The organism is Bacillus sp. JJ722 (assembly GCF_036963345.1).
GTDB lineage: Bacteria > Bacillota > Bacilli > Bacillales > DSM-1321 > Bacillus_AD.
Map to the genome: position 1 here is coordinate 1 of NZ_JBALMO010000025.1, position 17,980 is coordinate 17,980.

The 17,980-nt window shown below is 33.2% G+C and carries 17 protein-coding genes; 11 read left to right on the forward strand and 6 right to left on the reverse strand.

Going from position 1 to position 17,980, the window contains the following annotated elements; translation table 11 throughout:
- The first annotated feature begins 47 nt into the window (after positions 1-47).
- The 4 genes from V7014_RS04075 to V7014_RS04090 all read left to right on the forward strand — a co-directional run bounded on the left by V7014_RS04075 (position 48) and on the right by V7014_RS04090 (position 2,535).
- Complete coding sequence (locus tag V7014_RS04075) at positions 48-320, forward strand: HU family DNA-binding protein (RefSeq protein ID WP_335504446.1); 273 nt, start codon at positions 48-50, stop codon at positions 318-320.
- Positions 321-538: 218 nt separating this feature from the next.
- Positions 539-973, forward strand: coding sequence for an aminoglycoside 6'-N-acetyltransferase (gene aac(6') / locus V7014_RS04080; protein ID WP_335504447.1), 435 nt, complete (start codon positions 539-541; stop codon positions 971-973).
- A 499-nt stretch (positions 974-1,472) separates the two neighbouring features.
- The gene (locus tag V7014_RS04085; protein WP_335504449.1) at positions 1,473-1,940 is read left to right on the forward strand and encodes a hypothetical protein; all 468 of its coding nucleotides are present in this window, start codon (positions 1,473-1,475) and stop codon (positions 1,938-1,940) included.
- On the forward strand, positions 1,924-2,535 hold the full coding sequence (locus V7014_RS04090; RefSeq protein ID WP_335504450.1) for a hypothetical protein: 612 nt from the start codon (positions 1,924-1,926) through the stop codon (positions 2,533-2,535). The genes V7014_RS04085 and V7014_RS04090 overlap by 17 nt, the downstream gene beginning before the upstream one ends.
- Positions 2,536-2,721: 186 nt before the next feature.
- On the opposite strand, the gene V7014_RS04095 is transcribed toward V7014_RS04090, so the two are convergent.
- The 5 genes from V7014_RS04095 to V7014_RS04110 form a co-directional block, all read right to left on the reverse strand.
- Positions 2,722-3,270, reverse strand: a complete 549-nt coding sequence (locus tag V7014_RS04095; protein ID WP_335504452.1) for a GNAT family N-acetyltransferase — start codon at positions 3,268-3,270, stop codon at positions 2,722-2,724.
- Positions 3,257-3,427, reverse strand: a complete 171-nt coding sequence (locus V7014_RS04100; RefSeq protein ID WP_335504454.1) for a hypothetical protein — start codon at positions 3,425-3,427, stop codon at positions 3,257-3,259. Before V7014_RS04100 ends, V7014_RS04095 begins: the two co-directional genes overlap by 14 nt.
- Positions 3,428-3,799: 372 nt before the next feature.
- A complete protein-coding gene (locus V7014_RS04105; protein ID WP_335504456.1) occupies positions 3,800-3,973 on the reverse strand; it encodes a hypothetical protein in 174 nt (57 codons plus the stop codon).
- On the reverse strand, positions 3,970-4,143 hold the full coding sequence (locus tag V7014_RS27170; RefSeq protein ID WP_438824860.1) for an IS3 family transposase: 174 nt from the start codon (positions 4,141-4,143) through the stop codon (positions 3,970-3,972). Before V7014_RS27170 ends, V7014_RS04105 begins: the two co-directional genes overlap by 4 nt.
- Before the next feature lie 94 nt (positions 4,144-4,237).
- On the reverse strand, positions 4,238-4,492 hold the full coding sequence (locus V7014_RS04110) for a transposase (RefSeq protein WP_335504457.1): 255 nt from the start codon (positions 4,490-4,492) through the stop codon (positions 4,238-4,240).
- Between the two features lie 223 nt (positions 4,493-4,715).
- Here V7014_RS04110 and dptF point away from each other — a divergent pair, with 223 nt between their 5' ends.
- From dptF to dptH, 3 genes are all read left to right on the forward strand, one after another.
- On the forward strand, positions 4,716-6,425 hold the full coding sequence (gene dptF, locus V7014_RS04115; RefSeq protein ID WP_335504459.1) for a DNA phosphorothioation-dependent restriction protein DptF: 1,710 nt from the start codon (positions 4,716-4,718) through the stop codon (positions 6,423-6,425).
- Between the two features lie 646 nt (positions 6,426-7,071).
- A complete protein-coding gene (gene dptG, locus V7014_RS04120; RefSeq protein WP_335504461.1) occupies positions 7,072-7,791 on the forward strand; it encodes a DNA phosphorothioation-dependent restriction protein DptG in 720 nt (239 codons plus the stop codon).
- Positions 7,772-13,090 carry a DNA phosphorothioation-dependent restriction protein DptH gene (gene dptH / locus V7014_RS04125; RefSeq protein WP_335504463.1) on the forward strand — a complete coding sequence of 1,773 codons (5,319 nt, stop codon included), beginning with the start codon at positions 7,772-7,774 and terminating at the stop codon, positions 13,088-13,090. The genes dptG and dptH overlap by 20 nt, the downstream gene beginning before the upstream one ends.
- 230 nt (positions 13,091-13,320) lie before the next feature.
- On the opposite strand, the gene V7014_RS04130 is transcribed toward dptH, so the two are convergent.
- Positions 13,321-13,920, reverse strand: a complete 600-nt coding sequence (locus V7014_RS04130; RefSeq protein WP_335504465.1) for a hypothetical protein — start codon at positions 13,918-13,920, stop codon at positions 13,321-13,323.
- Positions 13,921-14,325: 405 nt separating this feature from the next.
- Here V7014_RS04130 and V7014_RS04135 point away from each other — a divergent pair, with 405 nt between their 5' ends.
- From V7014_RS04135 to V7014_RS04150, 4 genes are all read left to right on the forward strand, one after another.
- Positions 14,326-15,774, forward strand: coding sequence for a TcaA NTF2-like domain-containing protein (locus V7014_RS04135; protein ID WP_335504466.1), 1,449 nt, complete (start codon positions 14,326-14,328; stop codon positions 15,772-15,774).
- A gap of 561 nt (positions 15,775-16,335) precedes the next feature.
- A complete protein-coding gene (locus V7014_RS04140; RefSeq protein ID WP_335504468.1) occupies positions 16,336-16,617 on the forward strand; it encodes a hypothetical protein in 282 nt (93 codons plus the stop codon).
- Positions 16,618-16,881: 264 nt separating this feature from the next.
- Complete coding sequence (locus V7014_RS27175) at positions 16,882-16,995, forward strand: IS3 family transposase (RefSeq protein WP_438824861.1); 114 nt, start codon at positions 16,882-16,884, stop codon at positions 16,993-16,995.
- A 218-nt stretch (positions 16,996-17,213) separates the two neighbouring features.
- Complete coding sequence (locus tag V7014_RS04150; RefSeq protein WP_335504472.1) at positions 17,214-17,702, forward strand: hypothetical protein; 489 nt, start codon at positions 17,214-17,216, stop codon at positions 17,700-17,702.
- Positions 17,703-17,980 lie beyond the last annotated feature (278 nt).

The following is a 17,980-nucleotide window of genomic DNA, read 5'->3' on the forward strand; positions in this document are numbered from 1 at the left end:
TATGCTATCCATTCTACATATAAATTCTAAAGTGGGAGTGTTTTTAAGTGAATAAAACGGAACTAATTCAAGGTGTAATCGAAAAGACAGAATTAACGAAGAAAGATGCTACAGCTGTATTAAACGCTACATTTGATGCTATTACAAATGCATTAAAAAACGGAGATAAAGTCCAATTGATCGGTACAGGGACATTTGAAGTGCGTGAACGTTCAGCAAGAAAAGGTAGAAATCCGCAAACTGGTGAAGAAATTGAGATTGCAGCTTCTAAAATCCCTGCTTTTAAACCAGGTAAGGAATGGAAAGATGGAGTTAAATAATTAATGTTAAAAGTAGTATGATTCATACTACTTTTTTTATATTTAAGTAAATATTAAAGTTGTTTTATTAATAATAAAGTCGTTTGAAAACAAAAAAATTGTTTCAAAAACCATGACTAAGATTCAGTATTGTTTTTTTATAGCGTTTATAATGAAATAAAGGAATATTCGCCAATTGAATAATTTAAGTAAAGTGCAGAATTAATGGAGGTTTTTTTATGCTAAAAGAGGCAACATTACCAGAAGCAAAAGAAGCTGCTAAACTTGCTTTACTGCTTTGGCCCGATCACACATTAGAGGAACTTATACAAGAAATGACGCATCTTATTGCTCAGCCTGACGCAACCGTTATTTTAGCTTATCATGACAGCGAACCAATTGGGTTTGCACAATCCCAATTACGATATGATTACGTTGAAGGGACAAGTTCAAGTCCGGTAGGATATTTAGAAGGACTTTATGTAAAAGAGGAATTTCGTAAGCAAGGCTTTGCTAAAAATTTAGTTAATACTTGTGAGAATTGGGCTAAGAAAAAGGGATGTCATGAGTTTGCTAGTGACTGTGAATTAGAAAATGAAACTAGCCTAGCGATGCATCTTAAATTGGGATTTAGTGAAGAAAATCGTATTATTTGTTTTAAAAAGATGTTATAAGGACGTAAATTGAAGATTCATCAATCGTAGTATACGATTTTATTCGTTTACTTTTAGAAAAATAATGTCTGTAACCGTTTAATTTTAACAACTTTTAAAGCCTTCCGTCATTTGAATGATGGAAGGCTATTGTATTTAATAAGATTAAATTAAATGACTTTATTATTTCTTTACATTAAGTACTCTTTTTGCAAGGAACAGAAAACGTCTATTTACTTCTGACATTCACTTTAAAATCATCTGCATTCTTTAGCTTTCCTTTTTTCTGCGCCGCTTTAATCATTCGCATTAACTCCATTTTTTTTTCTCTTTTTTTCTTATTCATGTAAGCTGTCTCCCTTTTCTACAAAAGTATTAATCTTAGCTTGTCCAAACTATAGAAAAATATACAAGTAGAAGGTCTAAACTTCTCTTCCCTATCTTATACATAGTAAAAGAGTGGAATTATGGAATTATGGCTCTGACTTAACACTAAAAATGAAGGAAAGGGAGGAAGAGAGTGGGGTTTATTAATCCAATCAAGAAAAATATCAATAACGATAATAATCAACCTCAGACTATCAAAACTGTTTCTAATACTATGAGAAAAAAACGTTCAGATAAGAAGCACACCACTAAATTTCCTGTTGATCACATTCTTGCTGTTAGGCTCAAAACAGCTTGTAAGCAGCTTAATCGTTATCGGAATGAGCAACATTTACCTGCTATGACACAAACTGAATTTAATACGAAATTATTAGAAACAGGACTATCACGGATGGAACTTATAGATTATAGCTTGCCCTATAAAGACACCAAACAGTATATGCAAACAAAGTTATTAGAATCAGAGTATCAGAGTTCAATAGCTGGACCATATGGAATAGCAGTACGTATGAATCTTTCGGAAAGAAAGGTCGTTTATTTCATTGTTCATTCCATTCTGCTGCATATAGAAAGAGGTGGTAATATTGAAGAAATCATATAGTAAATTTAATATTCTAGGGGCAAAGTTAAACGGGAATATGTACAAAGGGTTTATCGATTACTTTTCAAATAATAAAAAAGTTGTTGAGCTAACCATATCTTATTATGACTATATACGCGGCAATATCTTTATCGATGATACAAGAGAGGCGTATCAAGATGTACCAATCATGTTTAATGTTTCAGCATTGATTTATGTATTGTACGATGACTTTATGAGTGAGATTAAGAAAGGTATACCTCATAAGGATATTGCTACGTATTTACTACAAGGCAAGAAACGTCATCTCGAAAAAGTTAAGAAAGAGAAAAGAATTATGAAACAGGTGAGCAAGAATTTACTATCTTTTGAATCTGAATTTGAAGAAGAACCGGAGGAAGATGAAAAAGTAGTAGACATATATATCAAAATGAGACAAGCAGAGATACTGAGGGGTGAAATACTCCTTCATGATTTGGATATGTATATGAATGCCGTTGAAATAACGTTTGAAGAATTGCTTCAGATCGTGTATTTGAATTTCATAGCAGAAGTGAAGGAGAAAGGAAATACACATCAAATACAAAAAGCGCTAGTAAGAAAGTTAAACTCATGAATATAAATCTAAATGAAACTTTTTAAAAAATTGATTAGAATTTCATCGAAAACGCTACTTTCATGTTAATTGACCCACGTATTTTGAAAAAAATTCTATTAAAATACGTGGTTTCTTCTTTTCAATTTTATAAAATTAGATAAAAAAGAGAGCATTAAAAACGCTCTCTGGTACACATAAGAATATTTATACAAAAATATCATCCATAGTATGTAGTCCAAACATTTCAGCAAAAATTGTTACATTTAATGCCATAAGATTTAGTCTGCCTTGCTTAGATAAATGAACGAATCCAAATTTTTTATAGAACTCTTTTGCGTTTTCCGTTGCTTCAATTGTTACTAACGTACATGCCGAATGTTTTGAGATTTTATATACTTCATATAGAGCAGATGTAAGTAGAAATTGTCCATTTCCTTTACCTCGATATCTTTCGTCTACTCCAATATAATGTAATCGAACTGCAGGAACATAACTAACAGCGGTAGGAAGTTTTATTGATAATTCTCCTGTCTTTTTCTTTGGGACTTTAAAAGAGTCGTTAAACAAAGAATAGAACCCAATTAAGTTTTGATTTGAATCAAAAAATAACCGAGTCCTAGAAAAACATCTATCCATTAAATCCATTGCTTGTTCTTTTAAAAATGCCTCTACGCTAGGTTCATCAGAACACTTAAATTCATGTATCGAGTCTTCGTGATGAAGACTTAAAAATTCTCCATTAAGATTCATCATTATCTCTACTTTTTGCACTCATAAATTTTGCGATTGCTCGTTTTAAGTAAGCATTAGGTGCAGGTGGGTTGTCTATAATATTTATAACGTTTTGAACTGCCTCGTCAGTCATGTACTTGTCCAACGATTCTATAGGTTTAGGTTTTGCTGCAAGCATTTCTTCATCCCCCTTTTCTATAGACTTATCCACGTTACTTTCTTCTCTACACACATTACATCACCTCATCTATCTAACTACTATTATTTGTTAAATAAAAGAGAGAGTACAGCTAAAGAATTCTCGAAAAAACCGTAAATATTTCTATATATCTACATATTATCAAGAATTTCTATAACTATCAAAGCATATTTTGTAGAGATATAGGAAATTACTACGGAATTTAGTTAGTATTAATGTACTTCTACCATACTAATTCACTTAATAACGAGAGGTTAAACACCCCCATATAAAATTGTTTTTACATGCATACTCACTAGGGGGCTTCCTCGGTCTGTAAGTTTCCTTCAATACTTACTAAATCCTGATAGACTAACTCTGCTGTTTGATTATGTGTCCAATGATTTCTCGATTGAAAAGGTCGACAAATAAGCATACATAATGCCAGCTTTTTCCGACACGGACGTATGTTAAATTGCTCACTACTACTGCTAGTTGCTCTTCTTGCTTAAATTGTCGTTGTAATTCATTCTTCACGGGCTTCATTGTACATTTGTTTGTAGTTTATATTGTGTCACTGTGTAGTTCGAAATCAACCCTAACCGTTTCATAATGCGACCGATTCGACGACGAGAAATCACTTTTTTCTTCTCTTGTTTTTCTAGCGCTTTCTTGATTTTACGTGTATCATAGTTGTTTCGGCTTTCTTTAAAGATTCGTTAAATGTCTTCGGAAAGCTCCATTTCTTCAGCTTCGTGAGCGTTATTGCGAATCACACCTATTTTCGTCCCATGATCAGCGCTGCTTGCTTTAAAATATCATTTTCCACTCCATCAGTAAACGTTGGTTTTCTTTGCGTAATCGCATTAATTCAGTTTCTTCTTCGGTACGATTATCTTTGGCAGAGAATGAACCTGTTTCTTGATGATTCTTAATCCAACGATCTAACGCAGAAGGTGTAATCTCAAATTCTCTCGCAATATCTGCACGTGATTTTCCATTTTCATAAAGCTTCACCATTTGAAGTTTAAACTCAGCTGTAAAAGTTCGACGGTAACGTGGCATAGTAGCACGTTACTTTAAGTTATTAGACTTAGTGTACTAGCCCTCATATTATCTGTCCAACTTAGCATAGCCGATTCATAACAAGCCTAAAACTACTAACGGACAATTTCTCATCTATAAGGAAATGCCCTTTTTTATAGTACATATTAGTAAGGGCTATAGGAAGTTAACTTAGTGAACGGACAATGGTAGAATAATAACAAATGAAACTAAAGGTGATGTAATGACAAATATAATGCAGAAGCCAGAATCAAAATTTTTAAATCAAATAAAAATGTTACAAAGTTCGTCAAAAGAGACGGTTATCCATTCGAACAGATTTTCGTCATTTACTAAATATATGCATACGGAACGTCCGATTGAGGGTAAGGTTATTGAAGCATTAAAGCGTCTCGAGCAACAAGAGGAGAAACAGTTAATTTTACTGTGCGGCTCTGTTGGTGATGGAAAGTCACACTTGCTTTCATATTTGAAGTCAACATACTCAACGTTATTTTTAAATGTTTGTGTACATAATGATGCGACGGAATCACGTAGTCCGAATGAATCATCTATCGAAACATTAGAGAAGGTTTTACAAGGGTTTAATGATGGGCAAACCCCTACACAGCATACAATTGTAGCGATTAATATTGGGGTACTGCACAATTTTTATATTTCGCAAATGGAAAGAGGGCAATTTGCACAGCTAAGACAGTTTATTGATGATAATGGCGTGTTTCATGAAAATTCATTATTCAGTGACAGCACTTTCGATAAAAATAACAAGTTTCAATTATATAACTTTGCAAGTGAACGAGTTTTTGCATTGAATTCTGATGGGCCGCGATCTGCTTTTTTAGAATCCATTTTCACTAAAATCGTTCAAGATGATTACGATAATCCCATTTATCAGGCATGGAAGCAGGATGTCGAAGCAGGTATTTTGACAATTACACATGTGAACTATCAGCTATTACAAAACAAAACAATTCGTACTCGTGTACTAGAAAAAATTTATCATGTAATTTTGCGAGATAAAATTATGTTATCTACTCGGGCATTCTATAACTTTATTTTTACAATTATTGTGCCATCAGAGTTAGAGGTGGATTCAAATAAAACGGGGTTTAGTATTCAGCATACATTACCAAATCTATTATTTAATCACCCCGAACGTTCACCGCTACTTGAAAAAATCTATACAATCGATCCATTACACATGCGTATAAAAGAAACGGATGAGTTAATTTCTAATTTGCACGTATTATCGGAAAAGCAGGTGTTTGTTAAAAACATCTTTAATGACTGTGAAGTAGATTGGCAGTCTGATATTTATCAAAAAATCATTCAGCAGACCATTGATAAAAATCAATTACAAGAGCTGTCTAAATTCATTATTCGTATGAAGGATTTAACAGAGCCTACCGTATATGAAACATTCCATGATTTTGTGAAGTATCTATACGGCTTCCATACTGGTGATAAAAGATTGATGGGGGAATTATTTGCTATTGTGAAGGAAGCGTTCGTTAAATGGAAGGGATCTCCACAACCGAATTATTATTTCGTTTCAAATGATTTAAGTCGTCCATATCGCTTAGCATTTCCGCTGAAATTAAAGGAGTATGTTGATCAATCATTTGGTGCACAGGCGTCAAATGAAGTGATTTTACGATTTAACAACTATATAACTTTAGGCTTTTGCAAATCAGTCTTTAACTTAGATTTAAGATTATACGAGTTACTATTAAAAGTAAAAAGCGGCTATCGTCCGAATAAACATGAAATGAACGTAGCAATTCAATTTGAAGATTTCTATAAGCAGCTTTTAAGTACAGTAGAGAAAAATAGCGAAGAAGTTATGATTGTCAGAAATGTTGATAAATCAAAGTATTTAATCACGAAGCCTAGCTTTGGTACAGTAAAATTCGAGGTAGAGAAGGTAAGATAATGGTGTATACATTAGATTTTGATAAAATCAAAAAATTTGTAACAGATAAAAATGATAAATATAGCTTTGAAAGGAAAAAGTATGTTCGTGTTTTACCATTACCTTCACGAACAGGTGACCGAGCAACTTATAAAGAAGGGTTTTCGATGGTAACAGCTGCGGTATTACGCTTAGTGGATAATGAACCGTTAGAGTTTACAAAAGCGGAAAATTTTCTAAATAACATTATGAATACAGGGGACTATGACTCTGACGAAACGAAAGCTATGTTTGAAGAGTTTTTAACATATGAATTTGGAGATGTTGATACGAACAATGCAGGGTCTTTTCAAAATTTGAAATATATTTCATTACCTGAGGAAAAAGCAGAATATAAAGGACAGATGCAAGTTATTCAGTTTTTCTATGATATTTATATTCGTGATCAACACAATGAAATTCGAGTTGTTTTAAATGAATTACAGCCTGAGGGCTTAATGCATGACATTTTGAATATTGAAATTCATAAGACGCAAAGTTCTTTAAAACCTCAGTTCCGCGGTTTATTTAAACAGTATCAGCAATCATTTTTAGAGGATTTTAGAGCTCTAGCGAAAAATCCAGGTTTTTTGGTTGAACATATAGATNNCATTATACATTTATTGCCATGACACAAATCATTTTCCAAACAAATAAGTTTAGTAGTTTCGATGAATTGAAACTACATAGCTTGCCATTTTTAATGAATCAGGAAAAAGCCTCCAAGTGGAGGCTTGGTTATAAGGAAGGTTTTTTACGTGTCAAAGATCAGATTTTGAACTTCTATACGCATGAGCATTTACTTAATATTTTAGCATTAAATACTTTTACAACAGTTGAAAACCTTTACTACCATGATTACAAAAAAATCCTGTCTGAAGCAGGTGAAGATGCAGAAACACAATACATTGAATCGCTATATAAATGGATTAATGAAGTATTTGCACATTATCATGGGCTAGAGACATTAGAAGTATATAACGGGCAGGATATCGATACAGCATATCGCTATATGTTTGAAAAAATCCGTCGTGAAATTAGTACAGAAGTTTTCACGCGCTATGCACTAGCTTATACAAACTTTATTTCGAAGTTTTATAGGAAAAATGGAGGTTCGTTAGGAACCATTTTAGCGCTTAATCTGAAGCAGTTATTATTATTAACAGCTGTTTCTGTTGGGAGTAAGCCGCGTATTGAATTAAATCAGCTATGGATTGAATTTGATAAACGAGGTGTCATTGTCGATGATGATACGAAATTAGTAATAGTTGAACTGTTAGACAAGTTAAACTATCTAGATAAAAAAAGTGATAGTGGGGATGCGCAATATGTTAAGTCCATTCTATAAAGTAGTGGCAGAACAACTCCGAACGTTCTTTAAGTCTAAAGCGTCAAATCAAGAAATTGGGCGTTACTATATGGAGTTGCCTTCTGAGGAATATATGAAGCAGGTAGTTAATGCGTTACAAAGTTTAGAAGAGGCAGTACCATTTGTATACAAAATCCCAGATGGTATGAATGACTATAAGACAATTGCATTGCAGTACGGCGACGCAAAATTTGTCATTGCTTCTACACTAGATAATACACATGTTGACTTTATTGTAACATTAAGAAATGAGATGAGTGAACAGCAAGATAAGTGGAAAAATGCTTCAATCGTGATGATTTCAAATAAGAAGCTGGATTCTATTCGCGGAGGGAGTGTCAACTTAACTGCGGAAGGATTTCCATTACATAGTTCGAGTATTGTCGGTAATATTGTGACAATGGTAACTGAAAGTAAGTTGCCAAAACACAATAAAGAAATGCTATATAACTATTTAGAGCAACGAGATGATATTCAACATATTCAAAACGTTTCATTTTTAGACTTTGAGGATTTGCTGACTTGGGTGAACCAAGAAGAAATGACTGCTGAAGACTTTAAAATGATAAATTATTTTCAAGATCCGCAGTTGGAAAAATTGATTGAGGCACGTGATATTTATGAAGAAGATTCACGGGAATATAAAAGTTCCAACCGAGAAATTCAAAAACGTATAGATGATAACCAAACACTATTCGAGGATATTACTCGTATACGTGAATTAGGAAATGCTGAGGATTTACTAAAAGAAAATTTTGATTCCTCTATGGGGAGAAAGCTTTTAAAAGAGGATGATTCGCTTACCTTTGAAGAAATTATTAAAGCGAAGGAAAAAGTTGAATCGATTAAAATGATTGCATATAAGCCAGAAGAAGTAAAGATTTGGAGAGTGGATGATTCTGGGGAAGACGTTTTAGTGAAGGCATATTGGAAAATGGAAAGTCGTATCCGTACGTATGATTTTGTTATTTTTATCCCAGAGGGTAAGGAAGGACAACAACTTAAAGTCAAGCTACCATTTACCGCAAAGACAAAACAAGAGTATATCAAAGATAAATCCAAAAATTTCACTAAAGCGATTGGGCATTCACTTGAAGTGATACTTGAACTGAAAAATGGTTCAACATTTGTAAAAGCTGATTATAAGCATGAGAATATTACGAAGGGCGCTTATAGCTTCAGATTTTTAGTATTACCAATTGTTGAAAAACGTTTGGCCACACATGAAAGCAGTTTTTCATTAAATGCAAAGGGTCATCTTATTCTAGAGCTTAAAAATGAATTCTTAGTATTTGGCGAAGAGCCGGAAGTAGAATTTGAGCTGCAAAATAAAGATGAAGTAGTAGAAATTCCTGAAGGTGGTTTAAAGCTACGATTTGCACCGGGTATATTGGATGTAGAAACGTCTAAATTAGCCTTTCCTGTGAAAATTGAAGAAACGTTATTTACCGTTGAAATTGAAGATGAAGGTTTAAGTTCTTACCCTGTGACCCCGTTCCAAGTTTGGCAGCGAAAGATGTCTAAAAAAGTAAATGTTGACTATACGAGTTTGAATCAGCGAATTATGATTGGTGATCAACCGTTGGTAATAAAAAAGGAATTTCGCTCTTTGTATGAAATAGAAGAGCAATGGGTGAAAGCAAGCTGGCATGTTACAACGAAGGATTTGTTAGGTCTACATGGTAAGGAAATTGTAATGCCTGATCGTTTAGCAACAAGCTACCATTCATTTTTAGAGTATTTTAAAGAGAACAATACAATCCCATCTTTTGCATTTTATAATGAAGAACTTACAAAACTAGCAATTGAGTATGTGGAGGCATTTATAGAAGCAATTGATTCTATTCAAGAAGGGGAAAATATGTCTAAAGAAGTGCGGGACATTTTATACTTAGGTACATTACAAGACTTTGATGTGCTTTATATGACACCATTTTCTCCATTAAATGTAGTTTATCAATTAATGTTAACGAATGAAATTGCAGGTAGTGATGTTGATCGTCATATATTGTCAAAACTGAATGCAGCATATACAATCCCTTATTTAATAAATGAAATAGATGAGGTGTACAAGCCGAGTCCAAATAGCCTACAAGCAGAATGGCATGAATACCGTCCGAAAACTCAAGTATCGATTGGTGAGACAAATAAATATCTTGCGCAAGTCGTGGAAGAAAAGTTAAAGCAGTTTTTCAAGTATTATGATTATCTCTTCTCATTAACATCGGAACCTGAAATTGTAGTGAATATTATTAATATCGAAAATGATATTGAAATTTTACGAGGTATTGTACAGTGGTTTAAGCATGAAGTGAAACGTCGAAAATCATTACAGGGGTTACCGTATATAAAGATTGTTGGATACTACGTTGATGACAATAATTTAACTGCATTTGAAAGTTTTAATACGATGAATGACGCAGAAAAACTCAAAACAGAGTTTGATATCGATTGTAAAACGAATAATTTTGATGCAATTGATGTGTTCCAAGTTATTCAAAGTAATTTAGTTTTTATAAAAAAATCAATCTGTGAGCCGATTGAATATAGTCATTTAACATTTTATAAAATGCTAAGTAAAGAATCTGTTTCAACACAAAATGTTAGACAAGCTCCGAATGCGTTGAATTTAGATGGTCTGTATGTCACTCCAACATCAAAACGTACGGAACAAGGAGGCTATCGTATCGGATTTGGTATAGGTGGATCAAATGAACAACGGTCACAACTGACAAGATTCGCTACCAAAGTCAATGAACTAAGTACGAACCGTCGAAATAAAGGAACAAATGCCTATCATAAAGACGAAATGCTTTGTTTGCATATTGATGGAGATGATGAAGCTTTTTTAAAGACATTGTATGATCAATCGATTTGGCTCGTTTTCATTGATCCAGTGGTTGATTTAGAATATTTCCAAGAGACATCGAAAAACTTAGTGATTGTGCATTATTCTGACCAGTTATCTTCATCGAATCATTATGATGCCATTACAGTGACAAATAAATCGAAACAATACTATAGCGTGATTGAAGAATTCTTCGCAAAACAAGGAATCGCTTTTCCGAAAGAAAATGTAGATCAAGTTATTAAGGCATTTAACACATTTAATGGAGAATGGCTATTACGAGCAGTACAAGATGTTGGGCATGATCAACGTGAAAAAATGAGTGTTGTAGCAGCGATTAAATTTATGCTGATTGAATTAAATGAACAGGATGATATTTTATGGGTACCCATCTCCATGGAGGAAATAGTTCGAGTAGCGGGTAATGTACGATTAAACAAAAAAGATGGTATCTTTTCAAGTAAATTGATAGGTCAAAAAGGGTCACTTAGCGATGATTTATTAATGATTGGTATAAAGCTAGTTGAGAACAAGCTTTATATGCATCTTTATCCTATAGAAGTGAAAATTGGCGAAAACTCAACAACAGTAATTGCAAAGGGAACGCAGCAAGTCACAAATTTAACAAAAGCTTTAAAGCAGGAACTAATGATTAATACAGGATTTGAAGCAAAATTCCTTCGTAACTTCTTTGCTAAATTATTCATTGTTAATGCACGCAAAATGGAAGTGAATTCATTTTGGCCAGAAAAGAGTTATAAGTTGGATGAAAAAACAGTTGAATTATTATTAAATGATAAATTTGTAGTGACAGAAGATCATCAGGCAGCCTTCGGTATCGGAGCTATTGTTTCGTTTAGAAAAGAGGCGCGTGTGAAAAGCAAGGATACCTATAATGATGTAATGGTTTATGATATTCCAGAGCGAATTGCCTATAAAGCCATAGGGATGACGATTGAAGAGCTAAAAAAGGATGATTACAGCCAGGTCATCTTAATTGAACCAACTCCAGAAGGAAAGAGACAAACGGTGGATTTACAGGAATATTTAAATACACCAACTATACTAGTTGAAAAAGCGCTCAATTCAGAGGCTCCAACCGTCACTTCACATGCATCTGATATTGCTGAAGCCTGCGATAAAACGGTTGAAGAAAAAACAGAAATCGAAGCAGCTGAAGTAACAGATACTACTGAAACGATTGAAGAAACTTCTTTAGCTGAAGTTGCAGTAACGAGAATATATGAAAAAGAAGAGATTGCTGAAGTTGACGAAGTGGAAACAATATATGAGGAAACAAATCAATCTATCATAAAAAAAATACCAGTTAAAGAGATTCGTCCTTTATTTGGTTATCTTCAATCTACTGAACAACCGATTTACTGGGAATTTGGCCACCCTCAGCTCAATAATCGCCATTTAATCATTGGTGGACGTTCAGGGGAAGGGAAAACATACTTTATTCAATCGATGCTACTTCAATTAGCAAAAACGGGTCAACCTTCTGTGATTATTGACTATTCAGCGAGTTACACCAAATCGAAGCTAGATAAGAAGTTTGTTGAGGTTTTAGATGATCTTATTTGTGAACGAATTGTATATGATGAAAAATTACCAATTAATCCGTTTTTACGACGTGAATTCTACACAAATCATGGATTCCGTATCGAAAGATCGTATGAGGTAGCAGGCCGTGTATCCGCTATTTTCGAATCGGTGTTTAGCTTTGGTCCGCAACAAGTGAATGCACTGTATACAGCCATTAAAGAAGGAATTGATAAATACGAAGAAGCCTTTACAATGAAGAAGCTAATGGTAGAGTTAAAGGCATTAGAAGACATTTCAAGCTCGACGTTAGCTTCTATTGTGAACAAGCTTCAGCAATTTGTGGATATTGATCCATTTGATTATCATGAGCAATTCACATGGGATGATTATTATAAAAAAGAAGGCCAAATTTCCATTATTCAGTTTGACGGATTCGATCAGGATAATATTAAAAAGTTAATGACAGAGTTATTACTTTGGGAAATTTGGTATTACGCACAGCGTGGTAATGAAGAGCAACCACTGCCTGTCGTTCTTGATGAGGCACAAAATTTAAGCTTTAAATCGGGTTCTCCTTCGGACAAGATTCTTCGTGAAGGTCGTAAATTTGGTATAACAGCTTGGTTTGCAACGCAATCATTTGTTAACTTTAAACCAGCAGAAATGGCGGCTCTTGAAAATGCTACGACCTCCATTTACTTTCATCCAATTGATAGTGACTTTAAGGGTGTTTCAGAGAAACTTTATTTAGATAAACGAGAATTAGTATTACTGCATGGTTTAGGCAAAGGGGAATGCTTCGTACGAGGAAAATTCTTATTATCAACAGGAGAATTATCAAAACAAACGATAAAAATGATTAAAGTACCGCCAATGCAATAAAAGATGGAAGGAGATTAAGACATGAAGTATTGATTATGTCTTAGTCTCCTTTTCTTTTGAAAATAAAGTAAGGAATTTCTTTTTTCGATGTCCGTATTTCAGCTTCTTTGATGGAAAACGTTAGGACCGCTTTAATTTCAGGTTGTATATGGGAATTTAATTACATTGTGAGTGATGCAATTAAAATAAAAACTGCTTTCAACAGTTGATCTTGAAAGCAGTTTGTTTAATTAGCGATTCTCTAGATGTTCTAAAGCTTCTACAAAGATATTATGTAAGTTTGCATGTGCAAATGGTCTTGGAGGAGGTCCACCATGATTATTGATTCGTTGTATAACTGTTGGTAAATCAATAAGTTCAGGTTGTTCAGATGCAATAATAGCTTCTAGGAATCTAATTAGAGGCATTGCAATACCGTAAAAACGAGGACGAGGATAGTTAATATCTTCTTGTAAGATTGTAAAATATACTAAGTGTTTGAACTCTTCAAATGTTAAATTTTCATCTAAAATAGTGATATTCTCAGGTAAATTATTTTCGTGATTTGCTACTAAACCATTTTCATATAAGTTTACTAGAAAGTCTACCAAACCATTAGTATATCCTTGTTGTCCATAGGTGTAGAATACATTAGCGATATGAGAATGGTAAACAATCTTCTCGTTAAGTCGCAAGAGATAGTCGATACCGTTATTTTTTTTACCAGGGTAGTGAAGGATTATGTCATCATGAATCTCAGTTGGAGAATATGTCTGTGAATACTTAGGTGAATTTTGCGATTGTCTCAGCATATTCCCTATAGTACTTACATCATATGTAAAAGGATTCATATACACACCTCTTTTCTATTTGATACCAATGATTCTACATGTGAATTGTAGGATATTCAAATGCAAATATTTTAGTAAGAGTGAACTTTAGTAGTATATGCACATTTTAATAAGAATGAAAAATCCTTTAAAATAAAGGGTTCAGCTAGATATGTACTGTATGAAAGTGTGCAAATATTAAATATATATAATTAGTACAGAATGTGTCAGAAAACATTATTTCGCTTCGCTATACAATTACCTTAAATGTAATCAAGTAATTATATCTTGAAAATTTTAAAATAGTAAAATTTGCCGATATAATTATTGTTGGTCAGCGAGATGAAACCTTCTAGATTAATGTAAGTAGAATTGGAGTGTTGGGGCAGGATGGGAAAGGTTTTTATATATATTGGTTGGGGTGTCATGATACTTTTTATTTTTAATATGTTAGGTGCAGTATTTGAAGGCCTATCATTTGGAAATTATGAGAATTATGACACATATTATTGGGATTTGTTGTTATTAGATATATCTAAAGCAATTATATTATCAATACTAGTTGGATACACAATTATATCAATTGGTAAATTTATCATTAATAGGAACATTATTGTTTTTATACCTTTACTTATATTCTTGATTTTATTTTTAGGCATTTGTATATTCGAAGCTTTAAATAAGTCTAATTCAAGTGAAGATAGCCAGAACTTTGAATACAATCAATATAATGAGGAGAACTTTACTAATTCGTTGGAATCGTTAAGGGAAATTGATTATATACAAAAAAATCCTGAACAAGCGTTGCAAGGTTATTGGGTCGGAGTGGATATTGAAACGAATGAACCAGTGGGTTTAACTATAAAAATTGAAGATAATGTTATAACAAGTATTTTACCTGGAGAAAAATCTGCTCCAGGTGGTCATTCATTAGCATTTGATACAGATTTTTCTCAAAATCCTCATGTCTTAACTTTAAATGAATTTGACAAATCAGGTTCTAGTAGATTATATTTCAAGTTTTTGAGTGAAGACTCTATTGGAATGATTGGTGATATTTTTTCAGAAAACTTACAACACCAGGCGAATCAAAGTATAGTGGACACAGCTTTTGGTTTAAAAAGGATTACAGAAGAAAGATTTGAACATATTCAGGAAGTAGCTCTTGAATCATATAAGAAGTGGTTGGCAGATGAATTGGAAAGTGACTTGTATGAAGGAAATAATGAAAATGCTGAAATTGCATTTAAGCATGGCGTAGATTTGGGTTCATTAATTATTGATAACGGGTATACTGCTTTTGCTTATGCTGCAAAGAATGCTGGTAATGACAAAATATTGGAGATATTAATCGGAAATGATGTGGATGCAACTATTAAAGGAGAAAATGGAGAACCGTCAGCTGCTGAAGTTTTAGCAACATCTGAACTATATCCTGAGTACAATAAGTTCTTTAAGGGTTATTCTAAATATACTAATGAAAATAATAATGTTCCTACTAATATAAGAAATAATAAAGTTTCAACTATAGAGGCGGAAAGCATGAGACAGGTAATATTTGCTTATGAAAATGCTTTAGTAGAGGCAATTAATATAGGGGATTTTTCAATCGTTAGTCCCTATCTTAAGAAAAATAGTGCACTTTATAACGAGCAGCAAGAGTTAGTGAATAGTCTGTATAAGAAGGGAACAACTGAGCAATTCTATGATTTAGAGATTAACGACATAATTCGAAAAGAAAATGTTTTTAAAGTAGAAGTCACGGTGACTACAGGTATTACTTATGTAGGAGAATCTGAAAAGATAAAAAGTTTTGATTGGACATATACAGTAGAACAAAATGAAAGTGAATGGTTATTATCGTATCTTGAGTAATATATTATGAGTGATGAAAGAAACGGTGAACATTACTACATTTACAAATTATTTATCTATCTTTAGCACACTAGTGAAATGCTGATTATACAAGAGTAATCTCCATTCATGAACCAATACACCTCCTACTAAGGTTGATTGGACGAAGTATGATTGTCCAAACTCCCAGATTATTATTAATAGGTTTGAAGGTAATAGGGTCTGGACTACAAGTGGTATTTCTATTAATGGGTTCTTATTTAACTGTAAAATCTATAAAAATGGAAGCGTAGGTCATATATTTAGAAATCCTGAAATCCTAGATTAAATACTAAGCAAAAGAACTTTCTAATCCTTAGGTATTGTTTATATTATCTTAGCCTACAAAAGAGTTATGATTGGAGTGAAAATAATAATCCTATCATTCGACGTGGATATTAACAATATAGTTGCAGTATACGAGGTGAACAAAGACGAGTTAATTCGCCTATCAATCTTATAAGAAAGGACGCTATCCAACGTCCTTTCTTGTTTATAGAAACTTATCTAAATATCCTTTGAATTGTTCCCAGCCTAAAACAAATGCAACTATCGCAGAGACAAGAGAAACAAGATAAGAAAAAAGTGATTTCTCGTCGTCGAATCGGTCGCATTATGAAACGATTAGGGTTGGTGTCGAACTACTCCGTGGCACAATATAAACTGTATAAACGAACATGCAATGAAGCGCCAGTGAAAAATGAATTACAAAGACAATTTAAGCAAGAAGAACAACTAGCTGTAGTAGTAAGCGATTTAACATACGTCCGTGTCAGAAAAAGCTGGCATTATGTATGCTTATTTGTCGACCTTTTCAAGCGATAAATTATTGGACATAGTGCTGGCGCAAATAAAACAGCTGAGTTAGTTTATCAAGCTTTAGAGTATTGAAGGAAACTTACAGGCCATCAAAATGTTTCATACAGACCGAGGAAGAGAGTTTGATAATCAAGAAATTTCAGTGGCTTTAGAAACATTCAGCATTCAACGATCACAGAACTTGAAAGGATGTTCTTACGATAATGCCGTGGCCAAAGTCATGTTTAAGGTGTTAAAACAAAATTCGCAAATAGTGCGCACTTCCATTCTATTGAACAGCTCGTTCTTGAACTTGATGATTATGTTAATTGGTTTAACAACATTCGCATTCATGGAACACTGGGATATCGAACGCTAGTAGAATTTAAGTACCAGTCCTTATAAAAGGTGTCCAGTTTAGTGTTGACATTCCAGAGGATAACTATCGTGACAATGTTTATATGACACGTACTTCAAAAGGTTATATGGTTGTTGTGGGAAATGAGTATATACCTATCCATAACTTTTACGAGAACTATATCAATATTAGGCCGGTTGTACAGATTAACCAAGTGAAGAAAATGACGAAAAGAAAATCGAGTGCTGTGCATCTATTCATTCCTATGAGTGTTACAGATAAATTTACTTATAGGATTTATGAGAATCATTATAGACTCATAAACCTTGGTACATGGGTATTTCCTATTCTCAACTTTTTTTACGAAGCATGGGGGATTAAAAATTGTGGAGCACGCTTATGGCACATTAAAAATAATAAACCGATTCGTGATCCATTTATGATGTCCCTTCCGAATGGTGAAAAACTCATACAATTGAGTGTTAAACCAGGAATGAAGGAAATAGAAAACCCAATCTTCAGAGATTTATTTGAAAAAAATATAGATCGGCTTAATTCTTTTGTTTACGGTGGCAAAATCTCTATTGGAAAGGGACATTTGGTAGTTGAAAATGAAATTCAACTGGAAACATTAGAAGATTTAAAAGGATTGGACTCGTTTCCGCATAAAAATATATTTGAATCAGATGCACTGATTGATTCACTTTTCCACACAGAAGAATTGAAAGAGGAACTGAAATTGAAAATACATTAGGTATTAGATCGAGTGATTATTAATTTAGTATGTAATTTAGTAAATGAAAAATAGTATAACCTTTTTTCTTTTTGATTATATAATAATAATCTTTGGTATTTAACAAATCCCAGTATAAACAAGTTTTGATGGAATTAGACTTACAATTCAATGGTGTGACGGGATTTATAGATATATACGACTCAAAATCGTGTTTCTTCTGGAGTGTCTGTTCGACCCCGACTACCGGTATCAATTAAAGAACATTCAAATACGGTAATATCAACGTTCTCTGTACG

Coding starts and splice junctions, on each gene's coding strand:
- V7014_RS04095 (WP_335504452.1), bottom strand. CDS start 3,270: ATGATGAATCTTAATGGAGAATTTTTAAGTCTTCATCACGAAGACTCG.
- V7014_RS04100 (WP_335504454.1), bottom strand. CDS start 3,427: ATGCTTGCAGCAAAACCTAAACCTATAGAATCGTTGGACAAGTACATG.
- V7014_RS04105 (WP_335504456.1), bottom strand. CDS start 3,973: ATGAAGCCCGTGAAGAATGAATTACAACGACAATTTAAGCAAGAAGAG.
- V7014_RS04110 (WP_335504457.1), bottom strand. CDS start 4,492: ATGCCACGTTACCGTCGAACTTTTACAGCTGAGTTTAAACTTCAAATG.
- dptF (WP_335504459.1), top strand. CDS start 4,716: ATGACAAATATAATGCAGAAGCCAGAATCAAAATTTTTAAATCAAATA.
- dptG (WP_335504461.1), top strand. CDS start 7,072: ATGACACAAATCATTTTCCAAACAAATAAGTTTAGTAGTTTCGATGAA.
- dptH (WP_335504463.1), top strand. CDS start 7,772: ATGTTAAGTCCATTCTATAAAGTAGTGGCAGAACAACTCCGAACGTTC.
- V7014_RS04130 (WP_335504465.1), bottom strand. CDS start 13,920: ATGAATCCTTTTACATATGATGTAAGTACTATAGGGAATATGCTGAGA.
- V7014_RS04135 (WP_335504466.1), top strand. CDS start 14,326: ATGATACTTTTTATTTTTAATATGTTAGGTGCAGTATTTGAAGGCCTA.
- V7014_RS04140 (WP_335504468.1), top strand. CDS start 16,336: ATGCAACTATCGCAGAGACAAGAGAAACAAGATAAGAAAAAAGTGATT.
- V7014_RS04150 (WP_335504472.1), top strand. CDS start 17,214: ATGAGTGTTACAGATAAATTTACTTATAGGATTTATGAGAATCATTAT.